The organism is Streptococcus suis (genome assembly GCF_024509555.1).
Taxonomy (GTDB): domain Bacteria; phylum Bacillota; class Bacilli; order Lactobacillales; family Streptococcaceae; genus Streptococcus; species Streptococcus suis_AD.
The window spans coordinates 105720-119823 of sequence record NZ_JAMWEL010000004.1 but is presented as its reverse complement, the minus strand read 5'-3'; the positions used below and the strand labels follow the sequence as shown (position 1 = coordinate 119823).

General features: G+C 40.1%; 14 protein-coding genes. 1 reads left to right on the top strand and 13 read right to left on the bottom strand.

Annotated features, from left to right (window positions below; genetic code table 11):
• Positions 1–39 precede the first annotated feature (39 nt).
• From NF418_RS03200 to tmk, 6 genes are all read right to left on the bottom strand, one after another.
• Positions 40–597, bottom strand: coding sequence for a GNAT family N-acetyltransferase (locus NF418_RS03200; protein WP_256778406.1), 558 nt, complete (start codon positions 595–597; stop codon positions 40–42).
• Positions 597–1688: a 3-phosphoserine/phosphohydroxythreonine transaminase gene (gene serC, locus NF418_RS03195; RefSeq protein ID WP_256778405.1), complete on the bottom strand. Its 1092-nt coding sequence runs from the start codon at positions 1686–1688 to the stop codon at positions 597–599. The genes NF418_RS03200 and serC overlap by 1 nt, the downstream gene beginning before the upstream one ends.
• A 102-nt stretch (positions 1689–1790) precedes the next feature.
• Positions 1791–2654 (bottom strand): 16S rRNA (cytidine(1402)-2'-O)-methyltransferase, encoded by an 864-nt coding sequence (gene rsmI / locus NF418_RS03190; protein WP_256778404.1) that lies wholly within the window; start codon positions 2652–2654, stop codon positions 1791–1793.
• 1 nt (position 2655) lies between these two features.
• On the bottom strand, positions 2656–2973 hold the full coding sequence (gene yabA / locus NF418_RS03185; RefSeq protein WP_256778403.1) for a DNA replication initiation control protein YabA: 318 nt from the start codon (positions 2971–2973) through the stop codon (positions 2656–2658).
• 15 nt (positions 2974–2988) lie between these two features.
• Positions 2989–3873, bottom strand: a complete 885-nt coding sequence (locus NF418_RS03180; RefSeq protein WP_256778402.1) for a DNA polymerase III subunit delta' — start codon at positions 3871–3873, stop codon at positions 2989–2991.
• A complete protein-coding gene (gene tmk, locus NF418_RS03175; RefSeq protein WP_256778401.1) occupies positions 3870–4508 on the bottom strand; it encodes a dTMP kinase in 639 nt (212 codons plus the stop codon). The genes NF418_RS03180 and tmk overlap by 4 nt, the downstream gene beginning before the upstream one ends.
• Before the next feature lie 125 nt (positions 4509–4633).
• Here tmk and NF418_RS03170 point away from each other — a divergent pair, with 125 nt between their 5' ends.
• Positions 4634–5500 carry a YitT family protein gene (locus NF418_RS03170; RefSeq protein ID WP_172000688.1) on the top strand — a complete coding sequence of 289 codons (867 nt, stop codon included), beginning with the start codon at positions 4634–4636 and terminating at the stop codon, positions 5498–5500.
• A gap of 38 nt (positions 5501–5538) precedes the next feature.
• Here the strand turns inward: NF418_RS03170 and NF418_RS03165 are convergent, their stop codons facing one another.
• The 7 genes from NF418_RS03165 to NF418_RS03135 form a co-directional block, all read right to left on the bottom strand.
• On the bottom strand, positions 5539–6810 hold the full coding sequence (locus tag NF418_RS03165; protein WP_256778400.1) for a toxic anion resistance protein: 1272 nt from the start codon (positions 6808–6810) through the stop codon (positions 5539–5541).
• A gap of 1 nt (position 6811) precedes the next feature.
• Positions 6812–7633: a hypothetical protein gene (locus tag NF418_RS03160; RefSeq protein WP_256778399.1), complete on the bottom strand. Its 822-nt coding sequence runs from the start codon at positions 7631–7633 to the stop codon at positions 6812–6814.
• Between the two features lie 99 nt (positions 7634–7732).
• Positions 7733–8389, bottom strand: a complete 657-nt coding sequence (locus NF418_RS03155; protein WP_256778398.1) for a CBS domain-containing protein — start codon at positions 8387–8389, stop codon at positions 7733–7735.
• Positions 8390–8564: 175 nt separating this feature from the next.
• The gene (locus NF418_RS03150) at positions 8565–9461 is read right to left on the bottom strand and encodes an Rpn family recombination-promoting nuclease/putative transposase (RefSeq protein ID WP_256778397.1); all 897 of its coding nucleotides are present in this window, start codon (positions 9459–9461) and stop codon (positions 8565–8567) included.
• A gap of 201 nt (positions 9462–9662) precedes the next feature.
• The gene (locus NF418_RS03145; protein ID WP_256778396.1) at positions 9663–11258 is read right to left on the bottom strand and encodes a type I restriction-modification system subunit M; all 1596 of its coding nucleotides are present in this window, start codon (positions 11256–11258) and stop codon (positions 9663–9665) included.
• A 16-nt stretch (positions 11259–11274) separates the two neighbouring features.
• On the bottom strand, positions 11275–12534 hold the full coding sequence (locus NF418_RS03140) for a restriction endonuclease subunit S (RefSeq protein WP_256778395.1): 1260 nt from the start codon (positions 12532–12534) through the stop codon (positions 11275–11277).
• Positions 12535–14031 (bottom strand): AbiH family protein, encoded by a 1497-nt coding sequence (locus NF418_RS03135; RefSeq protein WP_256778394.1) that lies wholly within the window; start codon positions 14029–14031, stop codon positions 12535–12537.
• Positions 14032–14104 lie beyond the last annotated feature (73 nt).

The window sequence follows — 14104 nt, the reverse complement described above, 5'->3', positions numbered from 1 at the left end:
AAAGGCGGAAGAGCTTCCGCCTAACTTTCTTTCATATTTTTAATTATTTCCAAGCAACCAACGATCGTCTTCACTTATCTCGTGATAGAGACTACGTTCGCTCTTATGCTTGATTTTTTGGTAGGCTAGGCGTTCGCCGTCCAAGGGAATTTTGCCACAATAGACAAAGCCTAGCTTTTCTAGAATATGTTGCATGGGCTGATTTTTCTCATGGGTGTCACATCGGAAGTCTGGGCCCTTTTGCCCTTCAATAATCCCTTGTAGGAAGGTCTGAACCACACCTTGACCACGAAAACCTTCAGCAACCGCCACACGGTGAATAGTAGTATAGAGAGGATTATTGTGCTGCCACTTGCCGTCATAAATAGCTTCATAGGCAGCCTCTGTCCCACGAAATACAGCCGCATAAACAGCAACTTTTCCGTCCACCAGACCAACATAGCCCTTGCCACTTAAAATATCATCAAAAATCGTATCTTGATTAGGATAGACCCCTTGCCACTGGCTACTGCCAGAAGTTGCTAGAAAAGCCTTTGCCTGATCAATAATCTGACAAATTGATCCTACTTCATTGGGATGCGCAAGACGGATTTCCATTAAGCATTCTCCGCTGCAAATTTCTTCATGAAGTCAATCAAGTCGACCACACCTTGGCGTGGGAAGGCATTGTAGAGTGATGCTCGCATACCGCCAACAGAGCGGTGTCCCTTAATGTTCTTGAAGCCTGCTGCTGTCGCTTCTTTGACAAATTTGGTATCCAGCTCTTCACTTGGGGACACAAATGGAATATTAGCTACTGAACGCTCTTCTTTTTTACGAACTGGATTTTTGTAGAAATTAGACTGATCAATGTAGTCATAAAGCAAGCCAGACTTTTCGCGGTTGATTTTTTCCATTTCATCCACACCACCGATTTCCTTGACCCATTCAAATACTAGCTTAGAAATGTAGATTGAGTATGCAGGTGGTGTGTTATATAATGACTCGTTTTCTGCTTGGATACGGTAGTCCAACATGCTTGAAAGCATTGGTTGATCATTAAGGAAATCCTCTCGGATAATGACAACAGTCACACCAGCAGGACCAATGTTCTTCTGAGCGCCAGCATAAATCATGGCAAAATCTTCCACATTGTAGCGTGCCGCCAAGATGTTTGAAGACATATCAGCGATGATGGGAACGCCATTTGTATCTGGAATGTCGTAAACAGCAGTACCTTCAATGGTATTGTTGGTTGTCAAATGTACATAGGCTGCGTTTGGATCGATATCGTTTTTATCAAAAGTTGGCAATTCTGCATAGGTGATATCTTCTGTTGAGCCCAGCAAGATTGGTTCAAAGTCAATAGTCTTAGATAGTTTCACTGCCTCTGTATAGGCTTTCTTACCCCATGAACCACCTACAAGGTAGTAGGCTTTTTTACCTTGGGCAAAATTGAGAGGAATCATAGTAAATTCCAAAGATGCTCCACCTTGCAAGAACAACACCTTGTAGTTATCCGGAATAGCCATCAGTTCACGCAGTGTTGCTTCAGCGCCTTTGATAATATCATCGAAGTCTTTGGAGCGATGGGACATCTCCAAAACACTCATTCCCGAACCATTGTAATCCAAGAATTCAGCTTGGGCACGTTCAAGCACTGGTTTTGGCAATACTGCAGGACCTGCAGAGAAGTTGTAGATTGTCATAAAATCCCTCCAAAAATGTAATGTGTTCATTATATCACAAGAATTCAGAAAATTCCATAAAATAAGCTAAATTCTCAGAAAAGATACGGAAAAAGACTAGGCTCAGCCTAGTCCATGATATACATCATATACTTCTTGTTTTTTGAGTTGGTAGCGTTTGGCCACTTCCTTTATAGCCTGGTTGGGTTTGCGACCAGCTGCAATTTCTTTTTCCACCTCAGCTTTCAAATCCACATCATCTGCTGACGGCAATTCTTCTTCTCCAGCACCTGCCACGATAATTAGACACTCTCCCTTAAGAGTATTTTCTTCCAGATACTCTAGTAATTCGGAAATGCTTCCTCTCTGGTATTCTTCGTATAACTTGGTCAATTCTCGAACAACCGTTACCTGGCGATCTCCATAGACAGAAAGCATGTTCTCCAAGGTATCTGCAACACGATAAGGAGACTCATAGAAAATCTGCGTTTCAGGATAGGCACGCTTTTCTTGGAAAAAATCCTTTTGCTGCCCTGCTTTTCGCGGTAAAAATCCGTAGAAAATATGAGGTTGTGGGGCCAAACCAGATGCAATCAAGGCTGTAATCCCTGCAGATGCCCCTGGAAGTGCCACAACTGGAATACTTTCTTCAATGGCAGCCTTAACCAAATCATGACCTGGATCTGAAATGGAAGGCAGACCTGCATCAGATACCTGGGCTATAGACTGGCCCGACTTGAGCCAATCAATCAAGACAGGAATTTTTTCATGAGCATTGTGTTCATGGAAGGAGGTTTGACGTGTTTCAATCTCAAAATGTTTGAGCAAGAGACCTGTATTTCGCGTATCCTCAGCTGCAATCACATCGACTTCTTTCAATGTCTGAACAGCTCTAAAGGTCATATCCTGCAAATTACCTATTGGAGTTGGAACCAAATAAAGACTCCCAAAACTTGTCTGCCCCTTAAATGATTTTTGTACTTTCATCTTAATCTCGATTCAATAATTCAATACAAAACATGCATGGCTCATCATTGTCCCTACGTTGTCCATAAGAAAAGGTACAGATATGGAAACCATCTTCGTAAATATTTTCCAAATTTTCCTTGCCAAAGTTGGAAGACTTATGGCCTGTCTTATCTTCTTTTTCAAGACGCTCTCTTAGTTTAGAATTTTCTAAACGGAGTGTCGTATTTTCGTCAATGACACCCTGTAAATGTTTTTTTATGGCATCGACTTCTGCCAATGTAGTCAATAGATTCTGTGAAAAATCATCAAGGGAATCAAAAATTTCTTTCTTATCCATGGTCTTCCTTTCTGTTTATTTTAGAGTCAAAAATTCTAAACTATTTTGTAGACTAACATTGGCCTGCCACATGTGTTTAGCTTTCAAGACTGCATCCATTTGTTCTCGTGCACTTTCCTCCATCATCCTCTCAGCCAACAATAAACTGAGCAAGTCAAACAAGCGCCCCTGCTCTGCTTTTTCCAAAGCCAATGCAACTAAAGTCCCTACTTGCAAATAAGCTTGATTAGGGTTGCCTAGGAGCAAATCGATAAACTTTTTGGACTGGCCAATTAAGTCCAAGAAATGTTTATTTTCTGCCAACTTTCTTGCCTCTTCTTGACTGGAGACCAGTCGAGCCAATAGAGATGCTTCAGTTTTCAACAAGCCTTCTTCTTCCAACATGCGTTCCAAGGCTGGCAGATTTTTCGGAAAACCAATTATTTGTGTCCGGCTCTTAATGGTTGGAAGCACTGCTTCTTCCTGATTAGTCAGAAGAAAAATATGAATGTCCGATTGAGGCTCTTCAATCACTTTGAGGAGGGAATTGGCTGCATTTGCATGCATTTTTTCTGCATCCCGAATGATGAAAACCTGTTTACTAGATTCAAAACCAGATTGGGAAAAATTCTTGACCAATTCACGAACAGTTTCTGTCTTGATGATATTGCCCTGAGGAGCTAGCAAGGTCACATCTGAAAACTCACCCGCTTCAATCAAACGACAAGTTCGACAATTCTGACAAGGTAAAACACCGACTTTCTCCTGACAAAAGAGGGACTGACTTAGAAAAATAGCCATTTCATAACTGGCAAAATCACCAGAAAACAGATAGGCATGGGCCAGTCGGCCTTGCTCCAAAATAGTCACAAATCGCTGAAATATACTTGGTTGTAACTGTATTAGTTCCTCAATTCTCATTTTTGTTCCGCAAACCGTTTCTGAATCACTGCCAATGCATCTGCAACAACTGCTTCTAAGGACTGACTAGCATCAATCTTGACAAATCGCTCTGGCTCGTTTTCTAAAATGCTGAGATAGCCCTGCCGAACCCGTTTGTGCATATCCGCTTTCTCCATATCCAGACGGTCCACATCCCGATCCGCATTGCGAGCAATTCGGGCCAGACCTTCTTCTGTGTCAATGTCAAAATAGAGGGTCAAATCAGGTTTCAAGCCATCTGTCGCAAACTGATTTAGCCAATCAATATCAGCCACATCCAAGCCACGTCCAAAGCCTTGATAAGCAATGGAAGAATCGATAAAGCGATCAATTAAAAGCAACTTGCCCTCAGCCAAGGGAGGTAAGATTTTTTCTTTCAAGTGCTGACGACGGGCTGCGATAAACAGTAAAAGTTCTGTTTTATCATCCATTTCTGTATTGGCAGGATTGAGAATAATATTGCGAATCTCCTCAGCAATGGCCACTCCACCTGGTTCTCTTGTTGTCACCACTTCTGGTCCTAACTCCTGCAAGGCTGGTAACAATTCCTGCAAAACCGTTGTCTTTCCAGCCCCATCTGGACCTTCAAATGTAACAAAAAAACCCTTACTCATCTTTCCCTCACTTATTAGATATTCATTCCATTTTACCAAAAAAGTGGCAAAAAATCACTCGAAAATTGACTTGTTTTTAAAGAGAAAATCTTTTACAATTGATATATAGAATATCGGAGGTCGCTATGATACGGTTGAAGAATATTTTCTTTATTTTATTGGGTTCGGGTATCTTTTCTTTCGCTCTAAATTACCTCATCATGCCCAATCATTTATATGAGGGAGGAATTACAGGGATCAACCTCATCCTATTCTACCTCTTTAAGATTCAACCTTGGATGATGAATATTTTAATTAATATACCGCTCTTCCTACTGGGTTGGAAACTATTGGGCAGAAAGATATTGATTTACAGCCTTATCGGTACCTTTGCAGTTACTTTTTGGCTCCTACTTTTTGAAAAACTTCCTATTCATATCAATCTTGCTAATGATCTTTTAATTGTTAGCATGTTGGGAGGTATCTTGGTCGGATTGGGACTTGGAATTATTTTTAAAGCTGGTGGCACAACAGGAGGTAGTGATATCATAGCTCGGATTGGTCACAAATATCTCCCCTACTCTATTGGTCAAATCATCCTTGCCATTGATTTTTTGGTCTTGACCCTAACCGTCATCGTTTCCCAAAATTTACGCATCGTTCTTTATACCTTGTTAATGGTTACCATTGCCTCCAAAGTCATTGACTTTGTCACTGAGGGTGGCTATGGAAGCAAGGGCGTGATGATTGTATCGCAAAAATCCGAGCAGCTGGCCCAGGCAATTGATAGTGAAATTGAACGAGGCGTCACCTTTATCAAGGCCCAAGGTTTTTACAGCAAGACGGATATCAACATGATCTACTCTGTCATCTATAAGAGCCAGTTACAAGAAATGAAAGAACTCATTCATCGCATCGATCCCCACGCCTTTATCACCATTACAGATGCCCATGAGGTATTAGGGGAAGGCTTCACCTTAGATCAAAATAAACAACCGCTAGAACGAGATTAAGAAGAAAACTGCAGACTTCGGTTTCTGCAGTTCTTTTTTTATTCAGTAGGTTCAAGTGGTTGTTCCGCTTCTGACTGTGCTGCTTTTCCTTGGTCTAGCAAGGCTGCGATAATCTTCTGATCACGCAATTTAACAGAATCATTGATGGTTTCAGCCGAACGAATAATAGCCGCTTCCAACTCCCGACGTTTCTGACGCCCTTCATCTATAGCTGCAATAATGCCATTATTTTGAGCAACCAAACTCTCTGCCAACTTGGTAACAGAAGCTACTGAAAGGGTTGGATTTTGAGCGGTGCGTTCCATCATCGGAATGGCTTCTTTTGACGTATCCGCCAGCATTTGAAGGGCCGCATTGTTAGCATTGACTATAGCATCCGCTGTCTGACTAGACTTGATAGACTGTTGGAGGATACCCAACTGGGCAATTGACAGCTTCATTGTTGGAATGGTATTGCGGCGCAACATACCCAAACGTTGCTTCATATCCGACGAAACTTTGACAAGATTACGCATTTGTGGTGTTGTTGTCCAGGCAACATAGAGGCGGCTCATGTATTCTGAGTGTTGTTGTTCCAGAATATTGGCAACTTCTGTCACACGCGCCAGCTTTTCAGAAGCTACTTGATAATCTACCGTAGTTGGTTGCAGACCTGCCAAGCGTTCTTGCTCTGCTTTTGCTCGCTGGGCAGCCTCTTGACCAGTCGCTTCGATAAAAGCGATGACACCGACTAGATTTTCAATAGACTTGGTATTGTTCTCAATCAAGAGCTCCGCTGATACAATATTGCGGGACAAGACTTCCTCTTGCTTGACCACGCTGGCCGCCATGCTGTCCATTTTCTTCTCAATGGTCTGCGAATCAAAGTAAAATTCCTGCAAATCATTTTTTGTCTGCTTAAACAAGCGTTGGAAGAAACCTGGTTTCTTTTCTAATTCAGCAGTTGTCGAAATGTCCTTGTACTTGGCCACAAAACCATTCAATTCACGGTTGGTATTGGCCAAGAGCTCATCCACCTGTGGAATTTCTATCTTTTTCTGCTCAGACAGAATGTGGTTGACCGTTGCATTGACTTCCTCCACAGCTTCCTTGCCGAAATCCAAGAGAGCATTCTGGTTGGCCAAGAAATTATCTACCAATTGCGGTGCTTTGGAACGAATGCCTGTCTGTTGTTCTGGTGTCAACTGTGCCAAGAAAGATACCTTGGTCGTATCTCCAGCTGGTGTTGCTTGAATAATCTCTGTGGTCTTGTCCTTAGTTGACAAACTGTTGTTGGCAATCTGATCAATATCGAAATTAAATCCTGACATCTTATCCCTCTTTCTTCTTCATCATGCGCAGGCTGATTTCAAAATCCTGCATATCAGCTTCGTTAAATTGTTTAATGGTATCGTCCAAATCCCTGTCAAAGGTTTCCAGAGCTAGCTTAGCCTGGGCCAGTCGCTCCTCTGCATTGAAATAATCTTTTGGAGATTCCTTAATTTTCAAATAGCCTTGTAAAATATCCCTAAAGCGGCTCATATTGGCTTCATGAATAGCTGTCAACTCTTCCCGCTTATCTGGCGTATTTTCAAGTTTTTCCAGTATAACTTGGTTGTCCCTTTGAATATTGCAATAGGTTTCGAGAATTTCAGGAGCCATTTCCGAAATTCGTTTTTGTTGGTCCCAAGTTTCATCTTGGTAGGCTTCAACAGAATCCACCACTTCATCAACAGATCCAGTAAATGTTGTCGTATTTTCAGGTATTTTCAATTGATACTTGAGTTGCAAGGTATCGACGACCTCTTTACTCTGGTAAGCATCCAAGTACTTGCCATTCTTTTGATACAATTGGTCTAATTCAAATAATTCTCCTAAGATGCGACTACGCAAGCTTAAAACTGCTTTATCCTCACCATTTTCCGCCAACAATTGCTGGTGTTTTTCAAAACCAGACCGAATACTGAGTTGGAGGGTCTGCAAACGGTTGATTTTATCCCCATGTAAAAAACGGTTGATATTGTCACGCTGGAAAATCTTTCCAAGCATTGGTAAGACAACTTTTCCAAGAACTTTGAACAAACCGAGTACTAGAACAAGCAGGATACTCTCTATATCGTCATCTCTATACTTCTTATATTTCTTATAACCCATACTTCCTCCTCTTGTAATCACTTTTATTATACCATATAAGTATTTTAGATACTCAAAACATATTTACAAAAAGAAGAAAAAGCCGAGAAATCTCGACTTTTAGATATTTTTTGCAACAGTTGGTACTAGACTATCAATTTGCAAACCCGCACCCTCGAATAGGCTACGAACCTCATCGACATCAACCTTACCATCAATTTGGACTTCAATCACAACCTTGCCTGACTTAGTCGCTAGTTGGACAGTTGACACAATATTATATTCTTTATCAGCTACCAGACGGATGATTTTTTCTAACTCCCCTGCCTTATTTTCTACAAGGAAACGAGCACGCACACCCTCCTCACCATAACCTGACACATGGAGAAAGGCTGCAAAGACATCACGGTCAGTGATAACACCATAGAGTTGACCATTGTCCACTACTGGCAAGATACCGACCTTGTTTTTGTACATGAGGTAGACAGCGTCTTCCAAACTAGCATAGCCTGAAACAGTGATGACATTTTTAATCATGACATCCTTGACCTTTGTCTTGTTCAGAAGATAGTTCATCTCGTAGATAGATAAACTGGTTGCCTTAGAAGGACTTGCTTCAGCAATGGTTCCTTCCGTCACCAAGCCGACCAATTTATCATTTTCAATCACGGGCAAACGGTGCAAGCCTTGCTCACGCATCAAATCAGCCGCATGAGCAATGGTAGTCTCTGGTGAAATATAAACAACCTTACGGGTCATAAAATCTTTAACTGACATAGGATTTCCTCCTCGATTTTCCTACCTCAATTATAGCACAACGCGAAAACGATTTCAATATTTTGTGAAAAGAAATGAAAGTCAGCGACCTTAATCAACAGCAAGAATGTCTAAACCAAGCCTCTATCATTGAAGGGTGATTAGGCAACCATTGATCTACGATTTTGACTTTCTCCTAGAACTCATGCTCTTGTGAAAGGGAAGCCAATTGTTCTGAAGTTAAGCCGGTGATTTCTAAAACATCTTCTATGCCAAGACCTCTGTTTAATAAGCGCTGTGCAACTTCTAATCGTCCTTCTAATCGACCTTCTTCCTTACCGTTTCGTCTGCCACGTATAAAAGAACTTTCCAATTCACCAAAGTGGTTGGAAGCGTTGCGCAACCATTGATCTACCATTTTCACTTCCTCCTCTGTCCATGTATTTCTATCCAACAGGTGTTCTGCCTTTTCAATAACATCTGATGTAGCTTGACTAAATTCTCGATTGGCAAAAAATTCAATCCATTGGCGCTGACTTTTCTCAAGCTGACCCTTACGGAATTTTTTTAGTTCAATAATGACCATCTCAAACGGCTTTTTCAATTCCTCATGTTCGCCAAATGGCAATTCCAAGATTTGACCCCCACCTTTTTCAGTCAATACAAAACTATGAATAGGTTGGTCGTCATCAAAATACCTGCTGGCTACTAAGGCAATCGAATAAATCGGTGAAATTTTGTCATACATATCATGTGTCTGCGTGACTTTCTCACGGACATTGGGCAAGTCCTTGACCAGATGTTGACAGGTATAGGTCCACAAACGCTTGATAAAACTATTCTGATAGGCAACTTGTATCTCAATGATTACCTGTGTCCCATCATCCATTCGAGCCAGAATATCCACCGTAGTGCTAAAGTGACTGGTCCTTTCTTTTTTTATATCCGCAATGGTGCCATTCAAAATTTGAACCGACTTGGGACGAAAACCTAGAAAGGTATTGATAAAATCAATGGTAATCTCATGGTCATTAAAAATCTTTTTTGCAATAACATCAGCCATGGGACTGACTGCCTGACGACGTTTAGTCATTTTTTATCCTCCAAATAAAGTGATTGAGAAATACTCTCTACCTATTTATTCGAAGTTCCTAGTTATATTATAGCATTTTGGGAAACAATTTTCAAAACCAAAAAGATGAAAAAAAGCAGAGCTAGTAATCCAACTCTGCTTCTCAGTATATAAGTGTGTTTAGTCAGTCAGGAATAAGGTGGATAAATTAAGTTCCTTCTCCTATTTCAACTTCTCCAGAAAGGCTGTCAGCTCTGCCTGAGCTTCTGGTGTGGTTCCGACTAGCTGACCAAGCATGCTTTCAAGTTGGGCCGTGGTTGCTGCGATTTCCTTGTCGGTCTGGGCCAGCTTGTCCGCAAGCTCTGTTAGTGGAACAACTGGCTCTTCCTCAAAGGTATCGACATAGCGAGGGATGTTGAGGTTGTAGTCGTTTTCCACAATCTCCTCAAAGCTGGCTAGGCGGGAAAACTTGTCCACATCTTGCCGGTCTTGATAGGCTTTCAAAATCTTAGCGATATGGTCATCGGTCATGATATTTTGGTTTTTGCCCTTGTCAAATTCTTTAGAAGCATCGATAAAGAGGACATCTTTGCTGGTGCGGTTTTTCTTGAGAATGATGACTGTGGTTGGAATGGAGGTATTATAAAAGATGTTGGCTGGCAGTCCAATCACGGTGTCAATAGCTCCTTCCTCTAGGAGATGCTGACGAATTTTCTGCTCTGCATTTCCCCTAAAGAGAACCCCGTGAGGGAGAACAATTGCCATGACTCCTGAATGCTTGAGGTGGTAGAAACCATGAAGGAGGAAGGCGAAGTCAGCCTTGGACTTGGGTGCCAGAACACCATAGCTAGAGAAACGTGCGTCTTGTAGGAAACCAGCGTCCCCACTCCACTTCTGAGAATAAGGTGGGTTCATGAGTACCCCGTCAAAGTCTGTCGGCTCGGTCGTTGGCCAGTCCGCATCAAGGGTATCACCAACATGAAGTTTTTGGTTTTCGATGGCAACCCCGTGGAGCATCATGTTCATGCGAGCCAGGTTGTAGGTCGAGGTGTTAATCTCCTGACCGAAGTAGGAAACGGTCGAAGCCTCTTTGCTGTAACGTTTGGCGTTAAGAAGGAGGGAGCCTGACCCCATGGTTGGGTCATAGAGGGTCATGCCCTTTTGATGTTCCCGTCCAAGAAAGACAATCTGGGTCATGAGGTGGGAAACGGCTTGAGGTGTATAGAACTCGCCTGCTTTCTTACCTGAGTCGCTAGCAAACTGACCAATCAGGTATTCATAGGCATCTCCCAAAACATCTCCATCATGGTTGCTGAGGTTGAGTTCATGAAGTTCTTTGATAAGGGCTGAAATGACCTGATTCTGCTTTTGCGGTGTTGGTCCCAACTTTTTAGAATAAAGGTCGATGTCTTCAAAAAGGTTTTCAAAAATCTCATTGGACTGCTCAATGTCACGGAAGCCCTGTGCCAAATCTTCCAACTGGAAGTTGCTGGTGTGGACTTTTGCCACCAAGGCCGTAAAGGTCAGACCAGGCTCGATAAAGTAACCTAGCTCATCATCAAGGACATCTAGCAAATCTTCCTTAACATCTGGATCCGCAAAATTTTCTTCATAGAGGGCTTGAGCCTGTGACAAACTGTCAAAGGATTCATCAAGGTTGTCACACACTGCCAAAAGCAGCTTATCTGATAGGTATTTGTAGAAAATCAAGCCCAAAAGGTAGGACTTGTATTCGTTAGCGTCCATCTTGCCACGGAGAATATCTGCCGCATTCCAAAGGGACTGGTAAAGGGATTGTGAGTTGTTTTCTTGTGTCATTTGTTTTCCTTTTCTCTTATACAAATAATTTACGGAGTAGGGTCTTTTTCATCTCTTTCAAGCTAGCCAGCTTATCCTCTACCTGAGCAATCTCTTGATCGAGGGTTTGGAAGAAAGTAATAATTTTCTCCATTTCAGCTTTAGTAGGAATATGCAAAAGGATTTGTAAAAAATCATTTTCATGAATTCTCCATTGTCCATATACTACTCCTTGTCGAAATTTAATCATTTTTGCAATAAAATCTTTTCTTTGAGATAAGATTCCTATAAAGGAGCTTTCAAATTCATCCTTACTATAAAAAATACTATATACTGGAGAGATAACAGCCTTCCCTGTTTTATTAAACCCAATTGATCCTGTTTCTAAATTATTTGAACTATAAATGAAATCACCAAGTTCTGTTTTTTTATATTTTTTATTATCTTCTTTTACAAGAAAGCTCCTATCATATCTTTCCCCTTTAGGTGTAACACCAACTCCTTGAACAAATGACATTAACGGATACTCTTCATTTTCTGCAATTTGTTCATTACGCTCTTTTAAAATCTCCCCCAACTTCACTTCTTCCCAGTCGTCTTCAAAACCTTGGAAGCGGAGGGCTGGTTGGGTTTGTCCCTTGGCTGGAAAGAGGAGTTTGAGATAGGTCTTCTTCTGCTCCTTGAGCGTGTCCAACTTACGCTGATGAAGGGTAATCTGACGGTCGATGGTGGAGAAGAAGGTGCCAATGGCGGATTGTTCATCATTAGATGGGTAAGACAGATACGTGGATTGCAAATTTGATTTACTAATCGAACTAACTTTCGTACCTTGCATAAGAGGTAAAATCTGATTATGATAAGCCGGTGAATTTATAAAGTACCCTATGTAGAATGGTGCAAAAGAATTCTTAGGGCGAGCAACTATTGTGTGGAGACCGGAAACTACATCCTTTCCATTTAAGTTCCTAATTTCAACTGCTTTTCCAACAGTTGTATCTTCTGCAGCATCTGCAAAGACTATATCCCCTTCTAAAAGTAATGCATCTTTAAAGTCTAAGACATTGCTATCAATAATTGATGGTAATACAGTTTTTGAAACATCTAATACATCATTAAATTTTTTGAGAATATCACCGTAATGAATGTTCTGCACATCATAAAAATCGGTTGTAAGCTTATCTCTGGACAATGAATTGTTTTTTATAGAGAAATCCGCCACTTCCCCCAACTTCCGCAGCTCCCAAGCGTCAGTGTAGCCTTGGAAACGATAGGCTGGGATATTATTGTTTGTTTTCATTTAATTTAATAACTCCTTTCTCATCTGATCTATATCATAACTTTTCACAAATACAATATTTCCTCTCCCTGTTAACTCTACTAACTTTCTTTTTCCTAAAATAATTGCTAGATTTTTAACAATATTCCGTTTGGTGACCTCATCAAGGTAAGTAAATATGAACTTGTAAGCATAGCCCACTTCATGGGCTAAATCAAAACAGGCTTTAAAAATTTCCTTATCAAGAGGTTCTACGGAATGACCAAAGATGATAATATTTTTACTAGCCGAATACACCCCATCATCACTAAATTCTAAAGTATTTTCAAAAAAATTCTCAAACTTGCTTCCTGTTTCTTTAACCGCTCGTTGATAGAATTTCTGATAAGGGATTAAATCTTGATTGATATTTTCAGTTTCTGCTTCCTTATCTTCAATACCAAAAACCATGGTATTGATGTCATCATCCGAACGTTCAAAACTACATCTTCCATGAACGAAGTGAGTATTGTCCTCAATCACACCCAGCATTTCACTAGCAGTATTGGTATAATTAAAAGTAATAACTTTAGATTTTTCAATATTTTGAATAGCATCCAATGCTGTTGAAACAGGGCTAATCTTTTGCATTTCAAAATCAACCTTATCCAAATAGGTTAGATAAAATTCAAGGTAATCTGTTATTTTCTCTAATTCAGAAATCATAAATTCATTGATAGTATCAAGAAGATGAAGTACGGATAACTTTGAACTTTGAGAAAAAGACTCATTTTTCAATAAATCCAAAACACAACCTATTGCCAGATGATTTACACTATCAGAAAAATTTGATTTCACATTATCTAGTTTAAAGTTCCTGTTAATAACATATTCTTCCGCCAACACATCTGTTAAAATGTATGCATTTTGTTTAATCTCCACAATCGCTTCCGCAAGTGATGAAATAGCATGTTCAATATTTGACCAGTTTTTACCTAGTAAATCTTTATTTTCTTCAAGAAAGCGAATATAGATATTATCTGGTAATTTAAATAACCATTCAAAATCCTTTTTTTCTACAATTGACAGTAATTCTGCAATTAATTCGATATCAAAATGTAATTGTAAAGTCTTTAAGGAATTTTTTACAGTCACTACTCCTCTACTGAGTATAGTATTAGCTATTGGATCATTGATTAACGAATAATCCAGAATATCTATTGATAAAGTATTTTTCCACTCGTAGTAAAGATAATCTGACATTAAATAGAATTTTTTATAACTACTTAAGCTCAAAATTTTCTCAAATTCTTCTTTCGAAAATTCTGTTTTTAGATTGTCCAGTGCTTTAGAAATTTTCATGACTATCCCTTGATAATATTTATTTACATTTTCAACCGAGTAATCATTTAAATCTTTTAAAACATAGTTTTTCAAAACGCTAATAGACCTTGCAAATTTCAAAAAATCTCCATAGCTAGTCTTTCTACCCATCGCAAGATCAAAACCATTTCCTAAAATTAAAATATTTTCTGCCATTCCCTTCTCCTTTCTATTTTCATTTCCATCAAATACCGCATTTCGTTGAAATAACTATTAAATCTCGATTCCT

What these genes read in the sequence shown, in the direction of transcription:
- NF418_RS03200 (WP_256778406.1), bottom strand. Translation starts at nt 597, where the DNA reads ATGGAAATCCGTCTTGCGCATCCCAATGAAGTAGGATCAATTTGTCAG.
- serC (WP_256778405.1), bottom strand. Translation starts at nt 1,688, where the DNA reads ATGACAATCTACAACTTCTCTGCAGGTCCTGCAGTATTGCCAAAACCA.
- rsmI (WP_256778404.1), bottom strand. Translation starts at nt 2,654, where the DNA reads ATGAAAGTACAAAAATCATTTAAGGGGCAGACAAGTTTTGGGAGTCTT.
- yabA (WP_256778403.1), bottom strand. Translation starts at nt 2,973, where the DNA reads ATGGATAAGAAAGAAATTTTTGATTCCCTTGATGATTTTTCACAGAAT.
- NF418_RS03180 (WP_256778402.1), bottom strand. Translation starts at nt 3,873, where the DNA reads ATGAGAATTGAGGAACTAATACAGTTACAACCAAGTATATTTCAGCGA.
- tmk (WP_256778401.1), bottom strand. Translation starts at nt 4,508, where the DNA reads ATGAGTAAGGGTTTTTTTGTTACATTTGAAGGTCCAGATGGGGCTGGA.
- NF418_RS03170 (WP_172000688.1), top strand. Translation starts at nt 4,634, where the DNA reads ATGATACGGTTGAAGAATATTTTCTTTATTTTATTGGGTTCGGGTATC.
- NF418_RS03165 (WP_256778400.1), bottom strand. Translation starts at nt 6,810, where the DNA reads ATGTCAGGATTTAATTTCGATATTGATCAGATTGCCAACAACAGTTTG.
- NF418_RS03160 (WP_256778399.1), bottom strand. Translation starts at nt 7,633, where the DNA reads ATGGGTTATAAGAAATATAAGAAGTATAGAGATGACGATATAGAGAGT.
- NF418_RS03155 (WP_256778398.1), bottom strand. Translation starts at nt 8,389, where the DNA reads ATGTCAGTTAAAGATTTTATGACCCGTAAGGTTGTTTATATTTCACCA.
- NF418_RS03150 (WP_256778397.1), bottom strand. Translation starts at nt 9,461, where the DNA reads ATGACTAAACGTCGTCAGGCAGTCAGTCCCATGGCTGATGTTATTGCA.
- NF418_RS03145 (WP_256778396.1), bottom strand. Translation starts at nt 11,258, where the DNA reads ATGACACAAGAAAACAACTCACAATCCCTTTACCAGTCCCTTTGGAAT.
- NF418_RS03140 (WP_256778395.1), bottom strand. Translation starts at nt 12,534, where the DNA reads ATGAAAACAAACAATAATATCCCAGCCTATCGTTTCCAAGGCTACACT.
- NF418_RS03135 (WP_256778394.1), bottom strand. Translation starts at nt 14,031, where the DNA reads ATGGCAGAAAATATTTTAATTTTAGGAAATGGTTTTGATCTTGCGATG.